The organism is Sphingomonas sp. PP-F2F-A104-K0414 (assembly GCF_004340945.1).
In the GTDB taxonomy this organism is placed as follows: Bacteria; Pseudomonadota; Alphaproteobacteria; order Sphingomonadales; family Sphingomonadaceae; genus Sphingomonas.
In genome coordinates, this window is sequence record NZ_SLYD01000007.1 from 144,003 (window position 1) to 156,307 (window position 12,305).

Consider the following 12,305-nt stretch of genomic DNA (forward strand, 5'->3'; position numbering starts at 1 on the left):
AAGGGTGTCGGCGTCGGGGGTCATGCGGCCAGGCCCGCCGCGGCGGCGCAGTGCTGGGCGACGAACGCGGCATGATCCTGCATCTGGCCCGCCTCGCGTGCGTTCAGCTTGTCGATCGTGTCCATGAACTCGGCCAGATCGGCGGTCGATATCGCATCCGCCAGCGGATGATGGCCGCGCGGCACGATGCCTTGCCCGGCGAGCACCTGGAGCCAACCGACTTCGGTGAACAGCTCCTCATGCTCGCGGACGATGTGCCCGCTGCCGCGCCACAATTCGATCTTCGCGGCGAGCGTGTCGGGCACCGCCATGTCGCGGCACTCGCGCCAGAACGGCGTGTCGTCGCGCGTTGTCGCCTTGTAGTGGAGGATGATGAAGTCGCGGATGCGCTCGTATTCGAAGTCGCTCTGGCGGTTGAACTCGGTGCGATCGGCGTCAGCGATGACGCGCCCCGGCAATAGCTTCAGCAGCCGGGCGATCGCCGACTGGATCAGGTGAATGCTGGTGGATTCGAGCGGTTCCATGAACCCGGCGGCGAGCCCGAGCGCGACGACGTTGCGGTTCCACATCTGCTTGCGGCGACCGGTGCGGAACGTGATCGTCCGCGGATCGGCCATGGCCGGCGTGTCGAGTCCGCTAAGCAACGTCGCGGTCGCCTCGTCCTCGCTCATATGCGCGCTGGAGAAGACGACGCCGTTACCGGTGCGATGCTGCAACGGGATCCGCCACTGCCAGCCCGCGGCATGCGCGGTCGAGCGCGTATACGGCGTGAACGCCTTGCTCCGCGCCGATGGTACCGCGATCGCGCGGTCGCATGGCAGCCAGTGCGTCCAGTCCTCATACCCCGTGCCGAGCGCCTCTTCGATCAACAGCCCGCGAAACCCGGTGCAGTCGATATACAGGTCGGCGGCGACGGTCGTGCCGTTCTCCAACATGAGGCCCGAGACGTCGCCGCTTTCGCCGTCGCGCGTCACGCGGACGATCTTGCCTTCGATCCGGTTTACGCCGCGCGTCTCGGAATAGCGCCGCAGATAGCGCGCATAGAGCCCGGCATCGAAATGATAGGCGTAGGGCATCGATGGCAGGACGCGCGACGTGCGGGCCGGACCACGCTGCATCCGCTCGGCGAGTGCGGCGTGCGTGTTGAGCGAATAGGCGCCGAGATCGCCGGCGAGTCCGAGCGACCGTGCGCGCAGCCAATATTGGTGGAACGGCAGCAGGCCGACGTCGCGCCCGACATCGCCGAACGCGTGCATGTAGCGATGGCCCGGCTTGAACCAGTCGACGAACTCGATGCCGAGCTTGAACGTGCCGCCGGTCGCGCGAAGGAACGCGTCCTCGTCGAGCCCGAGCGCATCGTTGAACAGGTGGATCTGCGGAATCGTCGCCTCGCCGACGCCGACCGTGCCGATGTCGTCGGACTCGATCAGGTCGATCTCGTAGCCCATCTCCAGGAACCGCGCGAAGGTCGCCGCCGCCATCCAGCCGGCGGTACCGCCGCCGGCAATGGCTATGCGCAAGGGTTGGTCGGCCATCGTTTGCGTCCCGTTTTCAAACCGTTGTTTGCGCCACATGCGAGCGGATCGACTGCTGCGCTGCTTGACCGAGCCCTCGCTGAAAACCGTCCGTCACCCCGGACTAGTTCCGGGGTCCACCGTTCCGCAAACCCCAGGCCCTCGATTTCGCGGCGCCGTGGATGCCGGAACAAGCCCGGCATGACGGAGAACTGGTTAGCCAATCCGCGTGGCGTTCTTTTTACGCCCCGCGTCCCGGTCAGAACTTGTAGGTGATGCCCACGTAATAATCGCGGCCATAGCGCTGGTAATCGATCACCTGGCGCGCATCGCCGTTCTGGTAGGTCACGAACGGACGGTCGGTCAGGTTCTTCGCCTGCGCCAGGATCGCTAAGTTCGCGAGCGGACCGCTCTGGAACTCATACCCGATCTGCGCATCCAGGATGCCTTCCGATCGCGCGGTGCGATAGGTCGGCGTCGACGAGATACCCGCGACTTCGGCCAGGAAGGACGAGCGGTAGCGATAGTTCACACGCGCCTGGAAGCCGGCCTTCTCGAAATAGACCGTGCCGCTGCCGGTCAGCTTCGACAGGCCGGGCAGGGTGATCGCCTCGATCGGGTTGTTCGCGTACTTGATCTCGGACTCGGTGTAATTGGCCGACACGAACATCCCGAACCCGTCAAGCGCCGATGTCAGCGCCTTGAACGGCAGCGAGAACGTCCCCTCGACGCCCAGCACGGTGCCGCGACCGGTATTCGCGGGCGCGCTGACCACCCCGGTCTGCAAGCCGTTCGCGATCACGATCGCCTGCTGCGCCGGGCTCAGCGCGCCGAGCAGCGAACTGAAATCATACGCATAGCTGTTGTTCGGATCGACGAAGTCGGTGAGGTGCTTGAAATAGCCCGACAGCGCGACATAGCCGCCGCCCGCGAAGTATTTCTCGAACGACAGATCGATGTTGGTCGACTGATAGGGCTTCAGATTGACGTTGCCGCCGGTCGAGGTGAACACCGGGTTCAGTCCCGGGTTGGTGTTGTTCGCCTGGATGTTGGCGACGTTGATGCCGACCGCCTGCGTGACGCGCTCCTGGTCGAGACGCGGACGGACCATCGTCTGCGAAGCACCGACCTTGACGAAGCCCAGCGGGATCAGCTCGACCGACATCGTCGCCGATGGCAGGACGTTGGTATACGTCACCTTCTGCGAGGCGGGGGCGATCGTCACCACGCCGTCGACGACGCTGGCGATCTGGCCGTCCGAACGCTGGTCGCTATGCACGACCTGCGCGCCGATCGATCCCTTCAACGGCTTGCCGCCGAGATCCCCGTCGAGCGTGATCTTGGCATAGCCGGTGTAGATGTTCTCGGTCACCGTGTTGTCGCGGACCAGCGAGTCCGGCCGGTTGTCGTACGAACTGGTGTAGACGTTGTCGTAGAGATACAGCGGATCGAGCGCGAGTGCGGCCGGTACGCCGAGATAGTCGAGCGGCACGGTGCCGATGACTGCTTCCGCCGGTACCGCCGCCGAGGTGGGCGTGCCGCTGGTGACGGTGCAGTTGGTGCCGGCGCCCTTCGGGCACAGGAAATACGACTTGTACGCGCTGGTCTTCTCGCGGCGGCTATAGTTGCCGCCCGCTTCCCAGCTCTTGACGATGCTGTCGTCGAACTCGCCGTTCAGGCTTGCGCGGAGCGACTTCAGGTCGTCCTTGAAGTTGGGATTGCCGAGGAAGCCGGCCTGCACCACGGCCTGCGTGCCGTTATAGCCCCAGCCCTGCGGATCGGTCAGCTTGAAGATATTGGTGTCGGTGTAATCGAGCGTCGGTACGATCTTGTAAGTGCCGTTCGAATTCTGCGACACCTTGACCGTGTCGTCCGGACCGGTCGCCTGATAGCCGGCGCCGGTATAGGTCTCGAGCGTGAAGTCGGTGCGTGTCGCGCGGCTCCAGCTGGCATCGACGTTGAGGTGAACCTTGTCGGTCAGCTTGAGGTCGTTGTTCCAGCCGAACGAGAAATTCTCGGCCTTGCGCTGATTATAGTCGTTGCGCTGGATCGCGTGGACCTTGCTGAAGGTGATCTCATCGGCGAACCCATCCGAGACACCCGTGATATTGGTATTCGCGGTGCCGACATTGCTCGCGAGCGGGAACTCGATACCGCGCAGGCGCTGCGTTTCCTCGAAATGCGAATACAGCGCATCGAAGGTCGAGTGGAAGCTGTCGGACGGCTGCCACTCGATCGTCGCGACGCCGCCATAGCGCTTCAGCTCGTTCGACTGGACATAGGGCTTTGCGCCCTGGATGACGTAGGGATCGGTCGCGGTGCCGGTGCCATTATAGCCCCACGCATTGTAGCGCTCGTCCTGCGACGGCGTCTGCGTCGCCGACACGCCGATCGCGATGCCGAGCGTGTCGTTGGCGAACTTATCGACATAGGTCGCCGAGGCGCGATAGCCGTAGCGCGTGCCGTCGGGATTGAGCTTGTCGATGCCGTTCATTTGCGCGCGGGCGCTGACCGCGATGATGCGGTGCGCCTGGTCGAGCGGGCGCAGCATGCGCAGGTCGACCGTGCCGGCGATGCCCGCGGCGACCAGCGAGGCGTCGGCCGACTTGTAGACGTTGACGGTCTTGAAGAATTCCGACGGATATTGGTCGAACTCGACGCCGCGGTTGTCGCCGGTCGTCACCTGTTCGCGACCATTCAGCAAGGTGGTCGAGAAATCGGGGCCGAGACCGCGGATCGACAGGCGCTGGTCGCGCCCTTCGAGACGCTGCGCGGTCACGCCGGGCAGGCGCGCGAGCGAATCCGCGATCGACACGTCGGGCAGCTTGCCGACGTCTTCGGCGGAAACCGAGTCGACGATCAGGACCGACTGGCGCTTGATCTTGGCGGAGGATTCGAGGCCGGCGCGGATACCGGTGACGACGATATCGCCACCGCCCGTCGCATCGTCCTGCGGTGCTGCGCTCTGCGTCGCGGCATCCTGCGACGACGGCGGGACGGCGTCCGCCGGCTGCGGCGTCGGATCGGCGGCGGTGGTGACCGCGTCGACCTGCGCGGCGGCGGTCGGGTTGGCATTTGCGGTACCGGGAGTCACGGTCGACGGGGCGGACTGTGCGAATGCGGCATGGCCCGGCAGGATCAGTGCGGCGGCGAGTGCGGTGGCGCTGACCCGCAGCGCAAGGCGCGTGTGCGCCGTCGAGCCGAACGTCGCGCGGGCGCGGTACGATTTGAAATTGCTCATGAAATCCCCTTCGGCGAGACGGGTCCCGCGCATCCTCAACTCTGTTTGTCAGTGTCCTCGACGTCGTGCGTGCGCGTCGATTGTCCTGGGGATGCTGTATCCCCGTCGGGGGCGTATCGAAAGAAACCAGCATACGTATTCACGGCAGCCTCGGTGCCGCAGGCAGCGCAAGCGACGCCGCGATCAGTCGTCGAACAGGAACAGGTTCAGGGTCAGCCGCCCCGCCAGCGGATCCGCACTCAGTACGACCTCAGGCGGCAGATACGCGCAGTGCAGCGTGTTTCCCGCATAGACGAGCGCGCGGTTGAAGACGGCCGGCTGTACCGCAATCCGTTCGTACATCGGCGTATCGCCGGCGATATACGCCGCATCGGGCAGGCCATGCGTTCGCACGTCGGCGTCGAGCGTCGCCCGGAACCGATCGAGCCGCGTGCCGTCGACGCTTTCATACCCCGTGGCGCGCTGGCGGTAGAACGCCGTCCCGCCTTGGTCGCCGTGACCGAGGAACAGCAGCACCGCGATCCGGCGTCGTTCGACCCCATCGAAATGCGGCAGGCGCTGGATCGGCGCGAGATCGGCGGGCGCGGTGGTGACGAGCGAATAATAGGCTTCCGAAATTGCCGGCGCGGGATCGAGGCCGAAATGTTCCGCGAGCAGCGGCGCGATCCTGCGGCGCATCGTGTCCGCCAGGCGAGGCGGCACCGTGGCGCGGACGCCAGGATAATGTGGTCCGATGCTACCCATGCGCAGGCTCGCCGCATCTTCGCGCAACGCTTCCGGATCGGGCCAGAAATCGTCGATGACGATCAGCGGGTGGCGCTCGACGCCGTGGTGATGGAGGGTGATCTCGGGTGTACCAGTCATCGGCCTATCCATGCCGCCGTCGCCGCTGGAGGCAACCCCGCAAAGGTCTCGTCGCGTCAGCCGGTGCGATTCCTACCGGCCCGAACCCATGCGCGCTCAGCGCTCGGCGAGATGCTCGAGGAAATTGACCAGCTCGGTGCGACGGCTCGCTTCCTCGGCGAAGGCACGATCGATCCCCAGCGCCCACCATAGCGCGGGCCGTTCGGGGTCGTCGTGGAGCGCATCGAGCAGCGCCGCCTGCCGCTCGACCTCCGCTTCGTTTTCGGCAAGGCCAAGGTCGACGATGTCCGCCGACTGCCGACGCAGCGCCACGGCGATCTCGCCCGGTGACAGTTCGGGATGATATTGCACGCCCCAGAAGGTCCCGCCGTCATGGCGGATCTCGGCGGCCTGGACGGTCGTCACCGCGTTGCTGGCGAGCAGGATCGCATCGGCGGGAAGCGTCTCGACTTCGTCGCCATGGATCGCCGGCGCGTCCCAACACGCGGGTCGGCCGGCGAGCAAGGGATGGTCCCGCCCGGCTGCCGTTGGCGTGATGCGGCGCGCGATCCCCGCTTCGAGCCGTTCGGGCATCTTGCGAACCTTGCCCCCGGCCGCGGCAACCGCGATCTGCAACCCGGCGCAAGATCCGAACGACGGTGTGTGCGACGCAAAGACGGTGCGCATGAATGCGATCTGGCGGCGGACTTCGGGGGTGTCGTCATAGACGTGCATCGGCGATCCGGTGACGAACACCGCGTCGAACGCGCGCAGTTCGCCCGCGTCGAAAACCCGTGCATCGTCATCGGCGGGGGCGACGATGGTAATCGCGGCACCGGGCCGGATCTGACGCAAGGTCGCGGCATAGGTCTCACCCGAACTCTTGCCCGCATGCCGCCGACGCGCCTCGCGCTCGTCGGCAGTTTCGCTTTCGGCCACCAGAAAATTCAGCAACGACAATCCTCTATCAAGCGTCTCTGCGGTGCCGAACGCGCGGCAACGCTTTTGGATGGCGGGTGGATGGCGGGAAACGTATAAATACAGGTCAGTATCGGTGTCGGTTTTGCGCGCTAGACGTTCTGTCTTCGTCGCCGCCGAAATGGATAGTATCGCATGCCGAAGCCAATGCCCGCCGCCGCCGATCGTCGGGCCGTTCTCGAAGGAAACCGGACCCGCAAGATGGCGCGTTCGGCGCATGCGTATGTGCGCGGCAACACCGCCCAATTCTACGAATGGCTAGCCGCGTCGCCGGTCGCCCGACGCGTTCCCACCGGCCCGGCGATCTGGATCTGCGGCGATTGCCATCTCGGTAATCTGGGCCCGATCGCGTCGGCGGACGGGCAGGTCGAGGTTCAGGTCCGCGATCTGGATCAGGCGGTGATCGGCAATCCGGCCCACGACCTCATCCGGCTCGGCCTGTCGCTGGCGACGGCGGCGCGTGGCTCCGATCTGCCAGGCGTGACGACCGCTCGGATGATCGAGGCGATGGTCGAGGGCTATGCCGCCGCGATCGACGATCCGAAGACGGACGATACCGGTCCCGAACCCGACGCCGTTCGCAGCGTCCGCAAACGCGCGCTCGGACGTCGCTGGCGTCACCTTGCGAAGGAACGGCTCGAAGCAATCGAGCCACAGATCCCGCTTGGCCGTAAATTCTGGGCGTTGGCGGATGACGAGCGCGCGGCGTTGACCGCGGTGTTCGACGATCCCGCCGTTGCCCGGATGATCCTGTCGCTCGATCGCAAGGATAAGGGGGCGGCGCGCTCGATCCGGCTGGTCGACGCCGCGTATTGGATGAAGGGGTGCAGTTCGCTGGGCCTGCTGCGCTTTGCCGCGATCCTCGAACTAAAGTCCGCCAAGGGGCGGTCGAGCTATGCGATCGTCGACCTGAAGGAAGCGGTCGCGCCGATCGCGCCTCGGGCGGCGCAGTCGTCGACGTCCGCCGATCGCATGCCAGCCGATAATGCGGAACGGGTCGCCGCCGCCGCCCGTGCGCTGTCACCGTATCTTGGTGCCCGAATGATCCCGGTACGGATGCTGGGCCGATCGTTCTTCATCCGCGAACTCGCGCCCCACGACCTGAAGATCGAAGTCGATCAGTTCAGCCACGGCGAGGCGATCAAGGCGGGCCGTTACCTCGCCTTCGTGGTCGGCAAGGCTCATGCCCGGCAAATGGACGACGCGACCCGGCAGCGCTGGCTGGCGATGCTGGAGGCGGATCGGCGCGGTGCGATCGACGCCCCGACCTGGTTGTGGGACAGCGTGGTTTCGCTCGCCGGTGCGCACGAAGCGGGATATCTGGAGCATTGCCGTCGCTACGCGCTCGCAGCGTAGCGATGACGCGGTGTCGAGTGCTAACACCGCAGCATGGCCCGCGCACAAAAGCTGAAAGTCTATCGTACCGTGGCGGGGTTCCACGACGCGTATGTCGCCGCCGCCAGTCAGAAGGCGGCCCTGGCCGCATGGGGTAGCGACAAGGATCTGTTCGCGCGCGGTATCGCCGAGCAGGTCACGGATGACGCGCTGACGGCGGAACCGCTTGCGGCGCCGGGCACGGTCATCAAGCGCGCGCGGGGGACGGGCGCGGAAAATCTGGCAGTCGAGGTGGAGACACCGCAGGCACGTCGCACCGGACCGCAGGAACCGACACCGTCGAAGTCGGGTCCGAAGCCCAAACCTTCACCCAAGCCCAAGCCTTCACCCAAGCCATTACCCAAACCCAAACGCGATGCACTGGACGCCGCGGATGACGCGCTGGCGTCGCTCGAAACCGAGTATCGTCTGGCCATCAGGTCGATCGAACAGGAAGAGGCCGACCTTGCCCGTCGTCGTCGCGCGCTCGAGCGCATGCAGGACGCCGGGATGAAGGAAGCCGTCGCCGCGCGCGATGCAGCGCGCGCACACTATGACGCCGCGCGTGCCGCCTGGCTGCGAAGCCGTACCTGACCTGTCGTATCGTCACCGTTCCGACGTTGCGGCGATCCCGGGGCGGGCCTAGATGTCAGGGACTTAGCGACAATCGAGGCGGCCTTGACCGATACGACCGACAGCGCCGTCCAGGGCGTGCCGAAAATGACTGCCGATGCCGAGCGCATTGCTGCCGAGGTACTGGGGCAGGATGTCGGGACCGATCCGTTCGTCGCGGCGGTGCGCGCGACTCGGATGCCGATGATCATCACCAATCCGCGTCTTCCCGACAATCCCGTGGTGTTCGCCAATAACGCCTTCTGCCGGTTGAGCGGGTATACGCGTGAGGAGATTCTGGGGCGCAACTGCCGGTTCCTGCAGGGGCCGGCAACCGATCCCGCGACGGTCGCCAAAATCCGAGATGCGGTGCGGCGTGTCGAGTCGATCGAGATCGACATTCGCAATCAGCGCAAGGACGGAGAGCTTTTCTGGAACCGGCTGCTGATGGCGCCGGTCTACGACACCGAGGGCGTGCTGGCGTATTTCTTCGCCAGCCAGGTCGATGTGACGATCGAGCGCGAGAGGCTGCACGGTCTGGAAGTCAGCAACGCGTCGCTCATGGCGGAACTGACCGATCGACTGCGGCTGCAAAAGGAGCAGGAGCGCGAACTGGCGTTCACGCTGAAGGCGGCACGGTTCGGCACCTGGACGCTCGACATCGTCAGCCGCCAGCTGATCGCATCGGAAACCTGCAAGGAGATCTTCGGGCGTCCGATCGATCAGCCCTTCACCTATGATGAGCGGCTACAGGCGATCCATCCCGACGATCGGGAAAAAAGCGCGGCGGAGGTTCGTCGCTGCATCGCCGAGGGCAATGATTATGACGTGATCTACCGTATCTACCGGCAGGACGGTGAGGTGCGCTGGATCGCGTCACGCGGTCAGCCCTTCTACGATGCCAAGGGCGAGGCGTTGCGGATCGCCGGGGTGTCGACCGATATCACCGAGCATAAGCGCGACGAGATCATGCGCGCCGGGCTCGTCGAACTGGGGGACGTCTTTCGCGATACCGACCAGCCTGAGGACATCGCATTCGCCGCGGCGCGGATCATCGGCAAAACGCTGGAGGCAAGTCGCGCCGGCTTTGGCGAGATCGACTTGGCGGCGGAGACGGTGACGATCGTTCGTGACTGGAGTGCGCCCAATGTCGCGCCGTTGACGGGGACGTTCGCGCTACGCGCCTATGGTTCGTACATTGACGATCTGAAACGCGGCGAAGAAGTGTGCGTGGAGGATGCGCGGACCGATCCGAGGACCGTCACGACCGCAACTGCGCTCGAAGCACTCGACGCGCGGGCGATCATCAACATGCCGGTCATGGAGAATGGCCGTCTCGTGGCGATGCTGTACATCGCGTCTGCCGGCGCTCGGCGCTGGCGACCGGACGAGGTTGAGTTCATTCGCGAGGTCGCCGAACGGACGCGGATCGCTACCGAGCGCCGCCGCTCCGAACACGCCCTGAGTATGCTCGCCGCTTCGCTCGAGCAGCAGGTCGCGGCGCGGACGAGCGAATTGCAGACCGCGGAAGACGCGTTGCGCCAGTCGCAGAAGATGGAAGCGGTCGGCCAGCTGACTGGCGGCGTTGCGCATGATTTCAACAATCTTCTCACGGTGATCCGCTCCGCCACCGACCTCCTGAAACGCCCCGATCTCAGCGCCGAGCGACGCGAGCGGTATATCGATGCGATCTCCGATACCGCGGACCGTGCGGCAAAGCTGACCGGGCAGTTGCTCGCATTCGCACGCCGGCAGGCGTTGCAGCCTGAAGTGATCGACGTCGGACAGAGTCTGCGCGTGATCTCCGACATGCTCGGCACGCTGACGGGGTCGCGGATCGTCATCGCCATCGATCTTCCCGACACGCCGTGCTTCACGAATGTCGACCCCAGCCAGCTCGATACCGCGTTGGTGAATATGGCGGTCAACGCGCGCGACGCGATGGAGGGGGCCGGGCGGATCGATATCACGGTACGATCGGCGGGGCTCATTCCGGCGGTCCGCTCGCACCCGGCGGTCGAGGGGCGTTTTATCGCCATCGCGATGGCCGACAGCGGTTCGGGAATCGAACCCGACAAGCTTGAGCGCATCTTCGAGCCGTTCTTCACGACCAAGGGGGTTGGGCAGGGGACCGGACTGGGCCTTAGCCAGGTCTTCGGATTCGCCAAGCAATCGGGTGGCGACATCACGGTCGAGAGCGAGGTCGGCCGGGGCACGGTCTTCACGCTGTATCTTCCCCAGGTCGATCAGGGCGCACCGGCCGAGGTCGACGATGTGGGCGAGGGTCTTGCCGATGGCCATGGCACGTGCGTGCTCGTGGTCGAGGACAACAGCGAAGTCGGGACCTTCACGACGCAGTCACTCGCCGAACTCGGGTACGTGACGGTCTGGGCGGCGGACGCTCAGGAGGCGCTTGCCGAACTCGCGGTCGACGCGACACGGTTCGATATCGTCTTTTCGGACGTGGTGATGCCTGGAATGAACGGCATCGAATTGGGCAAGGTGATCCGCGACCGCTACCCGACGCTGCCGGTGGTGCTGACCTCGGGCTACAGCAACGTGCTGGCGCAGGACGGTACGCATGGGTTCGAGCTGCTGCACAAACCCTATTCGGTCGAGCAGCTATCGCGAATTCTGAGCAAAGTCGTGGGCTGACCGGCTGTCGCGCACCGCTGGCAATAAGAGGATAGGCAAGGCGATTGGCGTGATCGGCATGCCGCGGACCCATGCCGACGACGCGGCCGCTCGAGCGTTTGCATGGGGCGCCGATAGTATAAACGTCACAAGCGCATAGTGCATGGTTACCTGGGATACATCCGGCCGCACGCTGGTTATGCGTCTGGGAAATATGGGTTTTGCGTCCGGTCGGAGCAAAGCCGCATGGTGCCCGAAGACAGGGGCTTATCATGGTTCAGCATCGTAGTTTCATCCGCGTCGCAGGCGTTCTCACCGTTGGCATCGGCGCGCTATCGTTGGCGGCGTGCGTCAATCCGTCGGCCAAGATCGCGACCTCGCTGGAGGGCTATGGTTTCCAGCCGGCTCAGTCGCAGTGCGTCGGTGACCGGCTCGAGGCGAACCTGTCGCTTGGCCAGCTCCAGCAGCTCGGTCGCGCCGCCAAGGCATCGCGCGAAGGCGACACGACACCGGGTCGCCTGACCGCGAGCGATTTCATCCGCGTGTCCAGCCAGGTCAAGGACCCCAAGGTGCCGCTCGAAGTCGGCAAGGCCGCCGCGGCCTGCGGCATTCTGAGCGACCCGGCATCGCCGCTCTGATGCGATGATCGGATGCGATGAATCGTTCGGTATCCGGATCGTTCGCGGATCGTAACGACGCCACCGACGTTACCGACACGCCTCGTCCCCGATCGAAGCATCTCTGATCGAAGTTTTCAAACCCTTCATTAACCCCATCATCAACCAAGGAGAATTCATATGAACACCGACACCCTCGCAGGCGCAGCAACCGATTTCGGCGGCAAGGCCAAGGAAGCGCTCGGCACCGCGACCGGCGACACGTCGCTGAAGAGCGAAGGCGTTGCGGATCAGCTCGGCGGCACGGTCCAGAAGACCGTCGGCCAGGCCAAGGACGTCGTCGAAGAGAACATCCGTCCGCTGGTCGACTATGTCCGCCAGTTCTCGAAGGAGCGTCCGTTCACCGCAGCAGCGGTTGCCGGCGTCCTCGGCATCGCGCTGATCAACACGCTCCGCGGCAAGTAACCGCGTAGCCGGTGGGCGTGCTTGGCA

The 12,305-nt window shown here is 65.1% G+C and carries 9 protein-coding genes; 5 read left to right on the plus strand and 4 right to left on the minus strand.

The features are described 5' to 3' along the window. Positions 1-20 precede the first annotated feature (20 nt). From C8J46_RS16840 to C8J46_RS16855, 4 genes are all read right to left on the minus strand, one after another. The gene (locus C8J46_RS16840) at positions 21-1,535 is read right to left on the minus strand and encodes a tryptophan halogenase family protein (RefSeq protein ID WP_132741569.1); all 1,515 of its coding nucleotides are present in this window, start codon (positions 1,533-1,535) and stop codon (positions 21-23) included. A gap of 238 nt (positions 1,536-1,773) precedes the next feature. Then, on the minus strand, positions 1,774-4,755 hold the full coding sequence (locus C8J46_RS16845) for a TonB-dependent receptor (protein WP_243643460.1): 2,982 nt from the start codon (positions 4,753-4,755) through the stop codon (positions 1,774-1,776). A 183-nt stretch (positions 4,756-4,938) separates the two neighbouring features. After that, positions 4,939-5,619 (minus strand): DUF6445 family protein, encoded by a 681-nt coding sequence (locus C8J46_RS16850; protein WP_132741571.1) that lies wholly within the window; start codon positions 5,617-5,619, stop codon positions 4,939-4,941. A 96-nt stretch (positions 5,620-5,715) separates the two neighbouring features. Further along, complete coding sequence (locus tag C8J46_RS16855) at positions 5,716-6,552, minus strand: type 1 glutamine amidotransferase (protein ID WP_132741573.1); 837 nt, start codon at positions 6,550-6,552, stop codon at positions 5,716-5,718. A gap of 225 nt (positions 6,553-6,777) precedes the next feature. Here C8J46_RS16855 and C8J46_RS16860 point away from each other — a divergent pair, with 225 nt between their 5' ends. The 5 genes from C8J46_RS16860 to C8J46_RS16880 all read left to right on the plus strand — a co-directional run bounded on the left by C8J46_RS16860 (position 6,778) and on the right by C8J46_RS16880 (position 12,278). After that, entirely contained in the window at positions 6,778-7,932 is a 1,155-nt protein-coding gene (locus C8J46_RS16860; RefSeq protein WP_243643472.1) for a DUF2252 family protein, read from the plus strand. Between the two features lie 33 nt (positions 7,933-7,965). Further along, on the plus strand, positions 7,966-8,544 hold the full coding sequence (locus C8J46_RS16865; protein WP_132741575.1) for a hypothetical protein: 579 nt from the start codon (positions 7,966-7,968) through the stop codon (positions 8,542-8,544). A gap of 84 nt (positions 8,545-8,628) precedes the next feature. Further along, positions 8,629-11,217, plus strand: coding sequence for a PAS domain-containing protein (locus C8J46_RS16870; RefSeq protein ID WP_243643461.1), 2,589 nt, complete (start codon positions 8,629-8,631; stop codon positions 11,215-11,217). A gap of 251 nt (positions 11,218-11,468) precedes the next feature. Beyond that, a complete protein-coding gene (locus C8J46_RS16875; RefSeq protein WP_132741577.1) occupies positions 11,469-11,834 on the plus strand; it encodes a hypothetical protein in 366 nt (121 codons plus the stop codon). A 159-nt stretch (positions 11,835-11,993) separates the two neighbouring features. Then, positions 11,994-12,278: a CsbD family protein gene (locus C8J46_RS16880; RefSeq protein ID WP_132741579.1), complete on the plus strand. Its 285-nt coding sequence runs from the start codon at positions 11,994-11,996 to the stop codon at positions 12,276-12,278. Positions 12,279-12,305 lie beyond the last annotated feature (27 nt).